Source organism: Asaia platycodi JCM 25414, from assembly GCF_000614545.1.
Classification (GTDB): Bacteria; Pseudomonadota; Alphaproteobacteria; order Acetobacterales; family Acetobacteraceae; genus Asaia; species Asaia platycodi.
Genome location: NZ_BAKW01000008.1, coordinates 25,084 through 38,604 on the forward strand (window position 1 = coordinate 25,084; position 13,521 = coordinate 38,604).

A 13,521-nucleotide genomic window follows, 5' to 3' on the forward strand; every position below is an offset into this window, starting at 1 on the left:
GTTTTCCCACCAGAACATCATGCGATAGCGCGATCTGCGTTTCACGACAGGCTGTATCGTCGCTGAAAAAGGCGAAGCTCGTGGCGGCAATCCGAGTGTATTGCGCCATTGTTCCTCAGCAATAGAGCTTTCCGCAAAGCGTTTTTCGGCTTTCGTCTACTTGTTGCAGTGCCCCGCACTCGGGCATAGAGGGAGCCGATGCTTTTGACGGTAGTCGCAAAGGCGGGAGAGTAATCACCCCGATCTGAAGGAGTATGCTGTGTCGTCTGATCTGACCGTCGCCAGCCATGTTGAGGGATGGGTGATCAAAACCCCGAGCGACCCGGCGCCCCGTCGGATCGCTGAGACCGACTGGCTGGAGATCGACAGGGTTTTGCGTAGTCTTTCAGGTAGAGACGCGGAGTCTGCGCTTACGGAACTCAGCGACGTGTTGGGCTGCTGGCTGGTACAGCGTGCCAAAGGGCAACGTCCTTCTCTCCTGGAAAAAGCGGATTACCTGTCTCTTCTGGCGCTCCTTCCGCCCTCCGACACGGCAGATTCTCCACTCTGCATCGTCGAGATGCCGGAGCTTGCCACGGTGTCTGATGAGCCATCCCCCGAGATTTCCGAAACGCCAAGACCTGCCGCAGCAATTGCGCAGGTTGCTCCTCGACCGGTGCCCCGGCCGGATTCTGCATCAGCAAACCTTGCCATGGCGCTTTTCCACCTGGATCATGGGGTCTGACAAAGAACGGTCTTTCGCAGACGCGCCTGGAGGCAGAAGAAACCGTTTCAGCCTGAGCCATCTGTTCTGAAGAATTGCGGTCGCGACGGCGCATGACGATCACAAGGCAGAGGCCTATCAGGCGCAGGCCATGCCCATCAGGAAAATCGATTCGTAGCCCAAATGGTCCGAGAGTGTGCCCGCGACCGGCCCGCTCACGGCATAGGAGAGGTCCTGAAAGGCAGCGAACCCGCCAAGCGCGGTCGCGCGGATCGATGCGGGAACGCGCTTGACGACCTCCACTCCCATTGAAGGGTAGATGAGCGAGCAACCTGCTCCGGTGAGTACAGCTCCCACCAGTGCTAGGATGGGTGAGGGAGCGAACGCAATGAAGCCTTGCCCCACCGCTTCGATGCTCAGCGATAGCATGGCGACTTTGACGCCGCCCAGACGCTCTGGAAGGTGCCCCCCAAACAGGCGTCCTGCGACGAAAGCCAGGCCGAAACAGGTCAGGCCTAGACTGCCGAAGCGCCAGTGTTCGGCCAGAAAATAGACTGAGAGAAACGCGCCCAGCACCGCAAACCCGACGCCTTGTAGTGCAACGACCATTCCATAGGGGCGAATGATGCCCAGAACGGGCCAGAATGAGTCGCGCTCGCCCGCAAGGATCGGCGCGGCAGGGACGCCTTGAACGATCGCGAGGCCGATAAGCGGTAAAACGATGCACACGCCCATGAGCGTTGAGAACCCGGCAAGATGATATAATTCGAGCCCGAGCGGCCCTCCGAAAGCAAAGGCTCCATACATTGCGGCGCCTGTCCAGGTGAGTACCTTGCCAGCGCCCTTTGGACCGGTCAGGCCGATGCCCCAGCCATGCATTCCCACCAGCGTGTAGCTTTCACCGACGCCCAGAAGCAGACGCCCGACGATCAGCAACCCTAGCGAGGCGCCTCTGGCGAACAGGTCGAGAGCAGAGAGAAGGCAGATCGCACTGGCAGCCATATAGAGCACGAGGCCCAGCCGCATCGCGCTGCGACCACCTCTGCGATCGGCAAAGCCGCCAGCAAGGGTGCGTGTCAGAATGGTCGAGACGAAGGCACAACCCACGGCAATGCCTGCGATGCCGTTGCCATAGCCGGGCCAGGAGGTGACAAAGGGGGGTATGACGGCAAGCGGCATGGCGACCGCCATATAGGACAGAACCAGAGCGAGGGTCAGGAAGGGCAGGTGGCCAGAGGAACGGTTCGCGTCAGTCATCAAAAAACACCCGGTCTGTCTCTTGGCCGCCAGAACCCACTCCTTTTTCCCCTTTTGATAAGAGGGCAGGTCGGGGCTGGGCTTTGCCAGGGAGGAGAAGGCGCACGCTAGCGGCCTAAGACAACACGCTCAAATAACGCTCTGGTGACGATCTGCTTGAACCGTAAGCTTCGGCGCGTCTGAATGGATAAGCGTGGAATATTGCCGGGTCAGCCTTTGAGGCGCTGCTCGCAGCGTCGGGCGATACGCGCGAGTGCGGCATCTCGACCGTGACAGGCGGTCAACATTAGCCCTGCAGCCAAGCCTTTCCAGTAAAAAGGCAAGCTGAACGAGCAGCCGTCGAGCAAATTTGCCAGAGAGGGATTGCGCAAAATGAGCCTGTTGAGCCTGCCATAACGTTCTGGATTGATGCAGTTCTTGATAAGAGGCGGTAAAACCGGCGACGTCGGGCAGATGAGGGCATCGAAACCGTTCATGTCTGCATTGAATCTGGCGCAGAGCTTCTGGCGCTCGATGTAAAGCTGTCGGAGCGCAGGAACGCTGGTCTGCTCCCCGGATGCAATGCGCTCACTCACACGAGGGTCAAAGCCACCGGGGTGATGAATCAGATCGTCGTGAAAATAATGATAGGCTTCTGCGGCCACGATCTGACCCTGCAGATTGAGATCGATGATATCCTGGAGGATCGGCAGAGGCTGCCGCACGATCTCTATACCGCCTGCTTCGAGATGTTTTACGACCGTCTCGAACACGGCCAGTACCTGAGAATCACCGTCATTTCGCACGATGGAGGTTGGTAGGAGAAGACGTATTGGCCCGTCCTCCGCATCGACCGGTGCCCAGCTTGCAGTTCTGTTGGCCATGATATGATCGAGCAGGACGCAATCATCGACCGTCTGGGTTATGCTGCCTACGCTGTCGAAGCTCGGCGAGAGCGGTATCATGCCTTTTCGGCTGATATGCCCGGCAGTGGGTTTGAATCCGGTCAGGGCATTCATGGCCGCAGGGATGCGGCATGAACCGCCGGTATCGGAGCCGATTGCTGCAAGGGCGGCGCCGGTTGCGACGGATACCGCGCCGCCAGAGCTTGAACCACCCGGTATGGCAGGCCCTTCCTCAACCAACGTGTTCCAAGGTTGGGGATAATGCGGATTGAGGCCAAGGCCCGAATAGGCGAATTCGGTCATCTGGTACGACCGAGCAGAATGAACCGGCCGCACGGAGCGGGGCGATGGCGTCAGCGTCATTCAGTGCGGCTGGGCGGTCGGAGAGAATGGTCGAGCCGGCACGGGTGACCTGGCCCTTGATATCGAACAGATCCTTGATTGAGATGGGCAGCCCGGTCCAGGGTGAGGCTTCGTAACCCTTCGCACGTATTCTGTCGGCGGCGTCGGCATATTGTCTGGCTCGGTCCGCCGAGAATTCGCCCGTATAGGCGGCGCGGGCGTTTTCGCAGGTGTCGATCTTTTCGAGACAATGCTCGACGAGGGCCCGACTGGTAATTTCCCCTTTGGCGAGGCGCTCGGCCGCACTTACCAAGGAGTCTCGATAGGGAGTATTGGTCGGGCGTATCGTCGGACTGCTCATTGGCTGCGCCTTCTTGTTGTTTGATCGCGTTATTCTGCGAATTGCTCTGCAATTATCCGTTCTGAAAGCCCATGATCGGGGTCGAAGAGGATGGTCGCCGTGATCGAGCGATCTTCGCTCACGATGACCTCGGCGATGTCGCGCACTTCCAGAAAGTCAGCCACTGCCGCACAGGGACGTTTTTCCTGCTCCAGCAGGGTAAAACGGACGGTTGCCGTCGAGGGCAGAAGCGCACCACGCCATCTTCTTGGTCTGAACGCGGATATCGGCGTCAGAGGCAGGAGATTGGCCGTCAATGGCACGATCGGCCCATGAGCAGAGAGATTATAGGCGGTCGATCCAGCGGGGGTGGCTACGATTACCCCATCGCATATCAGCTCCGGGAGGCGCACGCGCTGATCCACCTCGATGCGGATCTTAACAGCCTGACGGGTCTGACGGAAAAGGAACACGTCGTTGAACGCAATGCCTTCGTGGCGGGTGCCGTCGCGACCGACGGCCTTCATGCGCAATGGATGCAGTTCCGACGCCTGGGCGCGTGTCAGCCTAGCGACCAGATCTTCATCCGAAACGGTGTTGAGCAGGAAGCCCACCGAGCCGCAATTGAGCCCGTAGGCGGGTATGCCGTGCTCAACGACCTTGTGCAGCACTTCAAGCAGAAAACCGTCACCGCCAAGGCAGACAACGACTTCAGCGTCGCAAAGCGCACAATCGCCGTAGGTCTCGATAAGTTTCTGACGAGCCTTTTGCGCGATTTCCGTCGGCGAGGCCAAAAAGGCAATTCGCTCGGGAGGCTTCGAAAAGCGCGCTGATGGCGCGGGAGCCATGCTCATGCCCTGAGGCCGATCTGAAGGGGCGCTACCCGGTCAGGAAAAGCAGGAATAACCAGACAATCCACCTGTTCGTACACCTGAACTCGAATTAATATGAATACCCTAACGGCGTGTCACGATCCCCGCAACCGTGCATCTTGAGCGCATTGCCGGATGTGCGCCGCCAGTGTGCATCGCAGCGTAATCGAGAGATAATCTATACTTCTTGTTTTGAGGAAAAACTTCGCGCATGACCGAAATCGATAAAGACGTGCCTTTCAGACCCTGTAATTTTGCTGTTCTGACCATTTCCGATACGCGTACGCCGGAAACGGATCGTTCGGGCTCGCTTCTCGCTGAACGTATCGAAAAAGCCGGACATCACCTCGTGGCGCGCGACCTCGTGCCGGATACGCTTGGTGAAATCGTCGAGCGTCTGCGTCTGTGGATTGACCGGGAGGATATTGATGCGGTCATCACGACGGGGGGGGACCGGAATTACGGCCAGGGACGTCACTCCCGAGGCGTTTTTAAGGGTTATCGAGAAAGATATTCCCGGATTTGGCGAGCTTTTCCGTATGCTCTCCTATGCCAAGATCGGTACCTCTACCATCCAGTCGCGCGCGCTTGGCGGCATTGCAAAGGGCACGTTCCTTTTCGCTCTGCCGGGTTCGACAGGGGCTGTCGCAGATGGGTGGGATTCCATCCTTTGTCAGCAATTCGACAGTCGCCATCGACCCTGCAACTTCGTCGATCTGATGCCGCGCCTGTCAAGGGGCTGACGATCATCCGTTATCAAGGGAGCCAGTAGGGGGCGGCCCGCGTCGCGCCATGATCGGTAGGCGTCTATCAGGAGAAGCGCGATTGCTTCTTCCTAGGCTTCTGCTTGAACCCGAATTGGTCTTTCAATGCATCCCGATAGGCGCGTTGCCCTTTGAGCAGATCGACAGGGTGACCCAGGCGCTGGCTGATCAGCTCATGCATCGAGCAATTTCAGCCAGATGGGCTCTTTGATCGAATGATCCGGTCACTGATCGTCCGTGGCGGCGATGGATGTTCAGGGGGCGTGCCAGATAGGCCAGCTGGCTTCCCGGTTGCATTAGCAGCTCGACGTAAACACGCCAGTCACCTGCCAGACGGAACCGGGCGAGGTCGGGACGGCAGGTCTCGAGAGCGGCGACCAGATCGCGGCGCCGGAACAGGACCGAGCTGACATTGAGGACCAGATTGCACCTGCCAAGATAGTCACGCACGAAAGTCTCCCCGTCGATCAGCATATCACGACCGAGCCCGTGGCCGACATGGCTGCGATAATACTCCTGATAATCGGGTGAGATCTCAGCTCCGTTTTCATCGATGGCGCGGCTGTCGCAAAACGCCATGGCTGCGTCCGGAGATTGGGTGATCATGGTGCAAAGGGACGAGAGAAACTCGGGTTCTGACAGATCATCCGCTTCTGCGATCCAAAGCCAGTCGCCTGTCGCCAAATTGGCCGCTTTCTGCCACTGAGCGAAAACCGATCCGCTGCGTCTGATCCCTTTTACAAGTCTGATCGCACGATCAAAGGATGTGGCGATGCGCTCGGAAAGCGCGGCGCTCCCGTCGTCGGACGCGTCGTCGAGTACGATGATTTCCGTAACCGGGCAATTCTGGGCGAAAATCGTCGCCAGACGCGCCGCGAGGTAATGCGCGTAGTTATAGGAGAGCACCACGACGGAAATCGACGGCAGATCCGGCAAGGCGAGCCTGGTAAGGTGCGCGGCGTAGCGATCAAAGGGAAAACGCTCGGCCAGTTCCCGGCCGCGTCGGGCTCGCGCGTTAAGATCTGCTGGGCAACATTGTGCGTCTTGCAGGATCGCCGCGCCTATAGCGGGAAGGTCTCCTGGTTCGATAATACGGTTTCGTTTGTCGCCTTCCTCTGCCAATTCCGTGAGAAGATCGGGGATCATGCCGTTTCTGGCAAAAGCCACGCACGGTATGCCCGAGGCGAGCGCTTCGAGTGCAGCCGAAGGGTAGGGGTCTTCTCGTGAACTCAAAACGAAAAGATCCGATGCTGAGAGGAACGGAGTGACGTCGTCGACCCGGCCCGGAAGATGAAAGCGGCGCGACGTTAAAGCCGTTTCGAGATCGGTTTGCAGGCTGCGTCTCATAGTTGCATCGATCGCACCAACCCAGAGAAAATGGATGGTCCGCCGTGCGGTCTCAGGCTCGGATAAGGAGCGTGAGGGCGCGAAGCTCGAGCTTTGCAGCATAAGCCAGAGTTGCAGGAACAGGTCGAAGCCCTTTCTGCTATCGCCATAGCCTATTCCGATCACCACGAACGCCTCCGCCTCGATCCCGTAGGCGAGCCGCACGCGTCTACGATCTGGTTCCGAGAAGGCGATGTCGTGATAGAGCCCTTGTGGTGCGATCGTTGCCTCAGGACACAGGCGCGTCAGCTGGGCCCCCGGCACCACCACGGCGCGGGCCAGTTTGCGGGCAAGGTCGAGAGGTTCTTCCAGACGCAACTGACTTATCATTCCCGGCAATTCATGAATGAGCAGGATGAACGGAAGGGCTGCCTTGCTCAGGTCGTCGGCCAGTCTGGTCGATGCCGCGCTGTTCATGATGGCGGAGGTGAATCCTTCGGCGTTGAGAGACTGCAGGCGCTCGATACAGGAGGACGTGCCGGGATTCAGAATCTCGACGGTGGCGACCTGACGATAGCGGGAGATCAGGTCGCCACCGCCAAGAAGGACGAACGCGATGTCCAGACCGTGATTGCGCTTGAGGGCCGCGCCCAAGGCAAGGAGGAGCATCTGGGCGCCAGCAGGAAAAGCGTCATGACCGATCAAAAGCAGGCGCCGCGGGACAAGACGACTTTGAAACCCTGTGATGGCTCGTGCCGTGGCGTTGAGATAGGCCGACCCATAGTGGATATCAGGCTCCAGATAGGCGCCTTCTGCCATTCGTTCCAGGCATTGATGCAGACCAGCTTCTCTCCCATGAAGGGATGGGCATGGGCTTTGGCGATGGTCTCGTTCAGCCAGCGTTCATAGAGACGCGGTGTCGAACCATGCAGTACGAGCCCGGCTCCCTGACGACGCGGATCATTATCCCATGACGGCGTTATGGTGCGTATGAGCGGAAATTCTGGCGTGGGATCTGACAGCGCCTTGTCGACGAGATCGGCATAATCATAGACCCGAGCGTCATGTCTTCGTCGAGGATATGCAGCCTGTCTTCGATCGGGGTGCAGTTCACCGTGAGCTTGTGCGGTGGAAACTCGATGGCGCCGTCCAGACCGAAGGCCGCTGGATCATTGTCATCAAAAGCCTGAGCCATGATGAAAAGAGGGTCGAGTCCGTCAATCTGCCGGAAAAGGCGTCGCCATTTCGCGATGCGGCGGGTCGCATCGGGAATGCGCCGGGTCTGTAAAGCATGAAAAGGGGCCGCGAACCGATGCGGATATAGCGCGGGTCCCGCATGTGCCGGGCCAGATCGACGATCAGCGCTTCATCATCACCCTCGTGGTAATCCTGTGAGATCAATACGTCCTGATCGCCTCCGTCCCATCTACGGCTCCAGTTTTCATTGGCCCACATCAGGCAGAAAGGCAGGTCGACCTCAGGCGCTTCGAGCAGCATTTCCATTGGGCGATCGAGCAGGCGCGTCCCATTGAACCAGTAATGATAGAAAATGAAGCCCTCGATACCGCCTTCGCGCGCCATACGAGCCTGGGCCGAGAGTGTGGCCAGATCGTCGAGCCTGTAATGGCCCAGGTCGCGCGGGGTGCGCGGCTGGTAGTGATCGGCGAAGCGCGGCACGCCGCGAGCGAGGTTGGTCCACTCGGTAAATCCGGTTCCCCACCAGCGATCATTGGCGTCGTTGGGATGAAATTGCGGCAGGTAATAGGCCAGCACGCGCGCGCGCCTTAACGCGGCTTCGGGCAAGGGCTGACGCTCCTCATAAAGAGGCCCTGGCTGGGTGCGTCGCCTTATCTCCCTGGCAACGGTCGTTTCGTGCTCAGGCAGGCTGGGGAAAACGCCTGGCTCGTGTCGATGCGCCAGCCAGTGCAGAAACGGATTGGCATCAGGTTGGTGACGCAAATAGCGCGTGCGGTAGAAGCCTGGATCGAATGTCTCAAAGGGGCGACGTATCTCGCGATAGCCCTGCACCATGTAATGCTCGACCGGTCCATGCCCGACGAGGCCACGTCGGGATAGCTGCGCAGATAGAATTCGGGGTCGAATTCGGGCATGGGCCGAATGCCAGGTGCTTTTCTGTTGGCCAGATAATGGGCCAGGGCGTTCATGTTGGCCGGCACCTGATTCGCCTGACGATACCAGATCGGGTCGAACCACGGCACCGGATGGCGGCCCTCGTACTCTCCCCGCAGGATATAATGATGCAGAGGGTCTTCGGTGACGTCGCGATAACTCGCGAGATACCAGAGCGGGTCGAAAAACGGGTTCGGCTTGCGTCCCTCGCGCCAGCCTGCCGTATGGTAATGCAGGAGGGCGCCACTGCCGAGTTCCTGTAAATCCGTGTTGCGCGAGAGATAAAATGCCGTGTCAAAAAGCCCGGAGTGGCCAATAGTCTTGAGGATTGTAGGCATGAATGGCTTCTCCGGCGATTCGTTAATAAAACATTAAATACTTTCGCGGGAAACGACCAGATCTTGTGTTCGACAAGAGATGATTTCGTCTTCTTTCTCTCCTAGTATGGATGTTCCGGGGCTTTCGGAGCGATTGCGGCCACGCTCAGCAAATGCCATATCTGCTTCCCCGCATTGCCTCGGGTCGCTTCAAAGCTCCGGGGAACGGCATTGCGGGAGTCATGACGAGGCGTTCGAGTGATCCGGCCGTTCCCTATTGGGGTGTCGGTGCTCATGCGAGTTGAGAGGCCATGCATTATCATTCTGACGCATCTGCGGCTGGGGCAGAGGGTGCCGGCGTGACCGAGGCCCCTTGTGGTCAGGGCACCGGCGGCGCGACCACTGCTTTTCATGTTACACTTGAAGAGGGGCTGACGCTCGAATGCGGTGTCCATATCGCGCCGCTCGATATAGCTTACTGTGCCTATGGCACGCTTTCCCCGAAGCGCGACAATGTCATACTGGTCTGTCACGCCCTGACAGGTGATCAATATGTGGCCGAGACTCATCCGGTGACGGGCAAGCCGGGCTGGTGGAGCCGTGCGGTCGGGCCGGGCAACGCCATCGATACGGATCGCTTCTATGTCATCTGTGTCAATGTACTTGGTGGATGCCTGGGGTCCTCAGGTCCCAAGACGCTGCGCGGGAACGGTGAGCCCTGGGGCACAGATTTTCCGCCCATCACGATACGGGACATGGTGTTTGCCCAGGCCAAGCTGCTCGATCATCTGGGCATTGGGCGCCTGTTTGCGGCGATAGGTGGCTCCATGGGTGGTATGCAGGTGCTGCAATGGGTGGCGAGCTTCCCCGAGCGCGTTGGCGCTGCCATGCCCATAGCGACTGCCCCGTTTCATTCGGCGCAGAACATCGCTTTCAATGAGGTCAGTCGCCAGGCGATATGCGGCGATCCTGACTGGTGTGGCGGGCGTTACTGGGCGCAGGGTACCATTCCAGCAAAAGGGCTAGCCGTAGCCCGCATGATGGCGCATATCACCTATCTTTCCGAAGAGGCCCTGACGCAAAAATTCGGCCGTCGCACAAGGCGCGATGCCGTGCCATCGCCTGAAGTCGCCTCAAACGGGACGTCTCTATTCGGCGAAATTTTCGAAGTCGAGAGCTATCTGCGTCACCAGGGATCGAGCTTCGTGCGGCGCTTTGACGCCAATTCCTATCTCACGATTACGCGTGCGCTCGATTATTTCGATCTGAGTGCCGATTATGACGGTGATCTCTCGGCGCCGTTTCGTAATTGTGCGACGCGGTTCTGTATCATTTCCTTTACGTCAGACTGGCTTTTCCCGACGTCGCAATCGCGTCTTTTGGCGCGTGCGCTCAACAAGGCCGGGGTGAACGTCTCGTTCGTCGAGATCGAAAGCGACAGAGGGCATGATGCCTTTCTGCTCGACGAGCCCGATCTGGAGCGTACCATGCGCGGCTTCATCAACGGTGCGGCCGAGCAGGCCGGTCTTGGGGGGCGTCATGCGTCTTGATCAGCATCTTATTGCCGAGATGATCGCACCCGGCACCCGCGTGCTGGATGTCGGCAGCGGCGATGGGGCGCTGATCGACTATCTGTTTCGCACGCGCCAATGCGATGCACGCGGCATCGAGATCGATATGGGTGAGGTGACGCGCTCGGTCGCCCACGGCTTGCCGGTGATGCATGGCGATGCCGATCATGATCTGGCGCATTATTCCGATGACGCCTTCGACTATGTCGTGTTGCAGCGTACGTTGCAGGCCGTCGAAAAACCGCGTGAAGTGTTGCGGCAGATGCTGCGTATCGGGCGCCACGCGATCGTCTCCTTCCCGAATTTTGGCCATTGGCGCCTGAGATTGCAGATCTTGCTGAGCGGCCGGATGCCGATGAATTCGGTCTGGCACACGCCGTGGTACGAAACGCCCAATATCCATCCCTGTACTATTCAGGATTTTCTCGAGCTATGCGAAGCCGAGGGGTATGTGGTCGACCGCTGGCTGGCGATCGATGAAGGTGGCGAGCGTGCGCCGTGGAGACGCTCGATCAGACTGGCCAATCTCTTTGGTGAGCAGGCGCTCTTCCTGTTGCGTCGCAAATAGCGAGGTATACCTCGCTCCTATTTCGATAAGGATCGAAATTAGGGTTTACTTGCGCTATGGGCCATGGTTGCATGAGGCCTTGTCTCAGATGTCCCCACGCCCTGCTTCAACAGGAGAGCGGAGTTTTCATGACTGATATCCTGACTGCAATAGCCGAACGTCGCTCAGCCAAACGTTTCGACCCCGATGTGACCATCTCCGAGGAGGAGCTGCGCTCTATTCTTGATGCCGGGCGCAAGGCGCCTACGGCATTCAACATCCAGCATTGGCGCTTCGTCGTGGTTTCTGACCCGGCGTTGAGAAAGCAGATACGCGAAGTCTCCTGGAACCAGCCTCAGGTCGAAGAGGCGAGTGTACTCATCATTCTCTGCGCCGATTTCAAAGCCTGGGAAAAGAACCCGGCGCGTTACTGGGCTGCGGCTCCTGATAAGATGCAGGCGACCTATGAGGGCATGATCAATCAGTTTTATAGTGGTAATGAGCAGTTGCAGCGCGATGAGGGCATCCGCTCCTGTGGTATGGCTGCCTACGCCTGATGCTGGCGGCAGCTGCGCATGGCTATCAGAGTTGCCCGATGGACGGGTTCGACTTCAAGGCTGTGGGCTCGCTCATCAACCTGCCCGAGGACCATGAGGTCGTCATGTTCGTTGCGATCGGCAGGAAGGCGGCAGAATACCCGCCCCATGGTGGCCACCTGCCGTTAAGCGAAACCATCATTCATAACCGTTTTTCCTGACACAAGAGCGTTACCCCGCAGATCTCCGCAAGGCACGGCTTTTGAGAGCGTTTCGGCTGTTTTGTCGGTGAACCTGCTTGCGTCCGGGATAGGCTCTCCCTATATGGGGGCCTTCCCGGTCCAGATTTGACTCTGTCGGCACGGGCGTTCGGTAACGGGCGCCTCTTGCGAAGCCTGACTCGTCATTCCCGGATCTCTTCTTTCCCTTGTGACGTCCGGGCCGAGAGGCGTCATCCCGTGAGCTGCGTACAATACGCGTGGTTCGTGCCCGAGGAGGCGCCTTTTATATGACCAGTTTTGCCGATCTTCAGCTTGCAATGCCCATCCAGCGTGCGCTGACCGAGGAGGGGTATACCACTCCGACCCCAATTCAGGCTGGGTCGATCCCGTTTCTGCTTGAGGGCCGCGACCTTCTGGGTCTCGCCCAGACCGGTACGGGCAAGACGGCAGCATTCGCACTTCCCGCTCTACATCGTCTGCTCACCCATCCGCGTCCGAACACGCCCAAAGGCGCTCGCGTTCTGGTGCTGGCTCCCACGCGTGAGCTCGCGGCTCAGATCGATGACAGCTTCAAGAATTACGCACGTCACATGAAGCTGCGCCATGCCGTTATCTTCGGCGGCGTGGGGCAGGGCCGTCAGGTCGAAGCCATGCGTCGCGGCGTGGATGTGCTGACGGCAGCGCCGGGTCGACTGCTCGATCTGATTGGCCAGGGTCATATCGATCTGCACGATCTCGAGGTTCTGGTGCTCGATGAAGCCGACCGTATGCTCGATATGGGCTTCGTGCGCGATATCAAGCGCATTGTGGCGCTTCTGCCCAAGAGCCGCCAGACGGTTCTGTTCTCGGCTACCATGCCCAAGGCGATTGAGGATCTGGCGCATTCGCTTCTTCATGATCCCGCCAAGGTTGAGGTCACGCCGCCTTCCTCGACGGTCGATCGCATCCGTCAGGGCGTGATGTTCGTGAAATCGGAAGACAAGCGCGCGGCCACGCTGCTTCTGGTCAAGAACCCCAAGGTGCAGCGTGCTGTCGTGTTCACCCTGATGAAGCATGAAGCGAACAAGGTTGCCGATTTCCTCAACGCCGAGGGCATCCGCTCGGAGGCAATCCACGGCAACAAGTCGCAGGGTGCGCGTGAGCGCGCCATGGCGGGCTTCCGTGACGGTTCGGTCAAGGTGCTGGTTGCCACCGACATCGCCGCACGCGGCATCGATGTTGACGATGTCAGCCATGTCTTCAATTACGACCTTCCCAATGTTGCCGAGAGCTATGTGCACCGTATCGGCCGTACCGCACGTGCGGGCCGCGATGGCTGGGCTGTGTCGTTGTGCGATGCCGAGCAGCGCGCCTGGCTGCGTGATATCGAAAAGCTCATTGGCAAGGCCATTCCGGTCGTGACTGATCATGCCTTTCATTCCGAAGAGGCGCAGAACTCCACCATGCGTCCGCCTGTCCTGGGTGGCGGTGGCCGCGGTCGCAATCAGCCGCGTGGCGGTGGTGGACAGCGCTCAGGCGGTGGGGGCCGTTCAGGCTCGGGTCCGCGCGGCGGCAATGAGGGTGGTCGCCCGTCAGGCGGGCGTCCGGGCGGTAACAGCCGCCCGCAGGGTGGTCGTCCGTCGCGTCCCCGCTCGAAATAGAATAACGACATTCAGCTTTCGGCATTTTTGCCGTCGTGACCGAATGTCAGCAAAACACCCATAAAATGGAC

The 13,521-nt window shown here is 59.0% G+C and carries 15 protein-coding genes and 1 pseudogene; 7 read left to right on the forward strand and 9 right to left on the reverse strand.

What is annotated here, in order from left to right; genetic code table 11:
- The first annotated feature begins 259 nt into the window (after window positions 1-259).
- Window positions 260-724: a hypothetical protein gene (locus JCM25414_RS07940; RefSeq protein ID WP_025841283.1), complete on the forward strand. Its 465-nt coding sequence runs from the start codon at window positions 260-262 to the stop codon at window positions 722-724.
- 117 nt (window positions 725-841) lie between these two features.
- Here the strand turns inward: JCM25414_RS07940 and JCM25414_RS07945 are convergent, their stop codons facing one another.
- The 4 genes from JCM25414_RS07945 to JCM25414_RS07955 form a co-directional block, all read right to left on the reverse strand.
- A complete protein-coding gene (locus JCM25414_RS07945) occupies window positions 842-1,960 on the reverse strand; it encodes an arabinose transporter (protein ID WP_025841284.1) in 1,119 nt (372 codons plus the stop codon).
- 209 nt (window positions 1,961-2,169) lie between these two features.
- Window positions 2,170-3,147 carry an amidase family protein gene (locus JCM25414_RS18365; RefSeq protein WP_159101727.1) on the reverse strand — a complete coding sequence of 326 codons (978 nt, stop codon included), beginning with the start codon at window positions 3,145-3,147 and terminating at the stop codon, window positions 2,170-2,172.
- Window positions 3,077-3,547, reverse strand: a complete 471-nt coding sequence (locus JCM25414_RS25925; RefSeq protein ID WP_051535764.1) for an amidase family protein — start codon at window positions 3,545-3,547, stop codon at window positions 3,077-3,079. The genes JCM25414_RS18365 and JCM25414_RS25925 overlap by 71 nt, the downstream gene beginning before the upstream one ends.
- Window positions 3,548-3,576: 29 nt before the next feature.
- The gene (locus JCM25414_RS07955) at window positions 3,577-4,380 is read right to left on the reverse strand and encodes an NAD kinase (protein ID WP_051535765.1); all 804 of its coding nucleotides are present in this window, start codon (window positions 4,378-4,380) and stop codon (window positions 3,577-3,579) included.
- 229 nt (window positions 4,381-4,609) lie between these two features.
- On the opposite strand from JCM25414_RS07955, the pseudogene moaB reads away from it, so the two are divergent.
- Window positions 4,610-5,141, forward strand: a pseudogene (gene moaB / locus JCM25414_RS18370) (molybdenum cofactor biosynthesis protein B).
- Window positions 5,142-5,208: 67 nt separating this feature from the next.
- Here the strand turns inward: moaB and JCM25414_RS25930 are convergent.
- The 5 genes from JCM25414_RS25930 to JCM25414_RS21640 are packed head-to-tail and all read right to left on the reverse strand — an operon-like array spanning window position 5,209 to window position 8,956.
- Window positions 5,209-5,343 carry a hypothetical protein gene (locus tag JCM25414_RS25930; RefSeq protein WP_277911158.1) on the reverse strand — a complete coding sequence of 45 codons (135 nt, stop codon included), beginning with the start codon at window positions 5,341-5,343 and terminating at the stop codon, window positions 5,209-5,211.
- Window positions 5,331-7,307, reverse strand: coding sequence for a glycosyltransferase (locus tag JCM25414_RS21630; protein WP_051535766.1), 1,977 nt, complete (start codon window positions 7,305-7,307; stop codon window positions 5,331-5,333). The genes JCM25414_RS25930 and JCM25414_RS21630 overlap by 13 nt, the downstream gene beginning before the upstream one ends.
- Window positions 7,190-7,597 (reverse strand): glycoside hydrolase family 99-like domain-containing protein, encoded by a 408-nt coding sequence (locus JCM25414_RS24825; RefSeq protein ID WP_369346030.1) that lies wholly within the window; start codon window positions 7,595-7,597, stop codon window positions 7,190-7,192. The genes JCM25414_RS21630 and JCM25414_RS24825 overlap by 118 nt, the downstream gene beginning before the upstream one ends.
- Before the next feature lies 1 nt (window position 7,598).
- Window positions 7,599-8,447: a glycoside hydrolase family 99-like domain-containing protein gene (locus JCM25414_RS24830; protein WP_242403437.1), complete on the reverse strand. Its 849-nt coding sequence runs from the start codon at window positions 8,445-8,447 to the stop codon at window positions 7,599-7,601.
- Window positions 8,336-8,956: a hypothetical protein gene (locus JCM25414_RS21640; RefSeq protein WP_051535768.1), complete on the reverse strand. Its 621-nt coding sequence runs from the start codon at window positions 8,954-8,956 to the stop codon at window positions 8,336-8,338. The genes JCM25414_RS24830 and JCM25414_RS21640 overlap by 112 nt, the downstream gene beginning before the upstream one ends.
- Before the next feature lie 338 nt (window positions 8,957-9,294).
- On the opposite strand from JCM25414_RS21640, the gene metX reads away from it, so the two are divergent.
- The 5 genes from metX (at window position 9,295) to JCM25414_RS07985 (ending at window position 13,450) form a co-directional block, all read left to right on the forward strand.
- Complete coding sequence (gene metX, locus JCM25414_RS07970; RefSeq protein WP_051535780.1) at window positions 9,295-10,485, forward strand: homoserine O-acetyltransferase MetX; 1,191 nt, start codon at window positions 9,295-9,297, stop codon at window positions 10,483-10,485.
- Window positions 10,475-11,074: a methionine biosynthesis protein MetW gene (gene metW / locus JCM25414_RS07975; RefSeq protein ID WP_025841287.1), complete on the forward strand. Its 600-nt coding sequence runs from the start codon at window positions 10,475-10,477 to the stop codon at window positions 11,072-11,074. The genes metX and metW overlap by 11 nt, the downstream gene beginning before the upstream one ends.
- Window positions 11,075-11,202: 128 nt before the next feature.
- Window positions 11,203-11,610 (forward strand): nitroreductase family protein, encoded by a 408-nt coding sequence (locus tag JCM25414_RS18380; RefSeq protein WP_369346026.1) that lies wholly within the window; start codon window positions 11,203-11,205, stop codon window positions 11,608-11,610.
- The gene (locus JCM25414_RS26570) at window positions 11,610-11,810 is read left to right on the forward strand and encodes a nitroreductase family protein (RefSeq protein ID WP_369346027.1); all 201 of its coding nucleotides are present in this window, start codon (window positions 11,610-11,612) and stop codon (window positions 11,808-11,810) included. Before JCM25414_RS18380 ends, JCM25414_RS26570 begins: the two co-directional genes overlap by 1 nt.
- 287 nt (window positions 11,811-12,097) lie before the next feature.
- Window positions 12,098-13,450, forward strand: a complete 1,353-nt coding sequence (locus tag JCM25414_RS07985; RefSeq protein WP_025841288.1) for a DEAD/DEAH box helicase — start codon at window positions 12,098-12,100, stop codon at window positions 13,448-13,450.
- Window positions 13,451-13,521: the final 71 nt, after the last annotated feature.

Bases quoted from the DNA above. Each gene is read 5' to 3' on its own strand.
- JCM25414_RS26570 (WP_369346027.1), top strand. From the start codon at position 11,610: ATGCTGGCGGCAGCTGCGCATGGCTATCAGAGTTGCCCGATGGACGGG.
- JCM25414_RS18365 (WP_159101727.1), bottom strand. From the start codon at position 3,147: ATGACCGAATTCGCCTATTCGGGCCTTGGCCTCAATCCGCATTATCCC.
- JCM25414_RS07985 (WP_025841288.1), top strand. From the start codon at position 12,098: ATGACCAGTTTTGCCGATCTTCAGCTTGCAATGCCCATCCAGCGTGCG.
- JCM25414_RS18380 (WP_369346026.1), top strand. From the start codon at position 11,203: ATGACTGATATCCTGACTGCAATAGCCGAACGTCGCTCAGCCAAACGT.
- JCM25414_RS21640 (WP_051535768.1), bottom strand. From the start codon at position 8,956: ATGCCTACAATCCTCAAGACTATTGGCCACTCCGGGCTTTTTGACACG.
- JCM25414_RS25925 (WP_051535764.1), bottom strand. From the start codon at position 3,547: ATGAGCAGTCCGACGATACGCCCGACCAATACTCCCTATCGAGACTCC.
- metW (WP_025841287.1), top strand. From the start codon at position 10,475: ATGCGTCTTGATCAGCATCTTATTGCCGAGATGATCGCACCCGGCACC.
- JCM25414_RS21630 (WP_051535766.1), bottom strand. From the start codon at position 7,307: ATGGCAGAAGGCGCCTATCTGGAGCCTGATATCCACTATGGGTCGGCC.
- JCM25414_RS07945 (WP_025841284.1), bottom strand. From the start codon at position 1,960: ATGACTGACGCGAACCGTTCCTCTGGCCACCTGCCCTTCCTGACCCTC.
- JCM25414_RS07955 (WP_051535765.1), bottom strand. From the start codon at position 4,380: ATGAGCATGGCTCCCGCGCCATCAGCGCGCTTTTCGAAGCCTCCCGAG.
- JCM25414_RS25930 (WP_277911158.1), bottom strand. From the start codon at position 5,343: ATGCATGAGCTGATCAGCCAGCGCCTGGGTCACCCTGTCGATCTGCTC.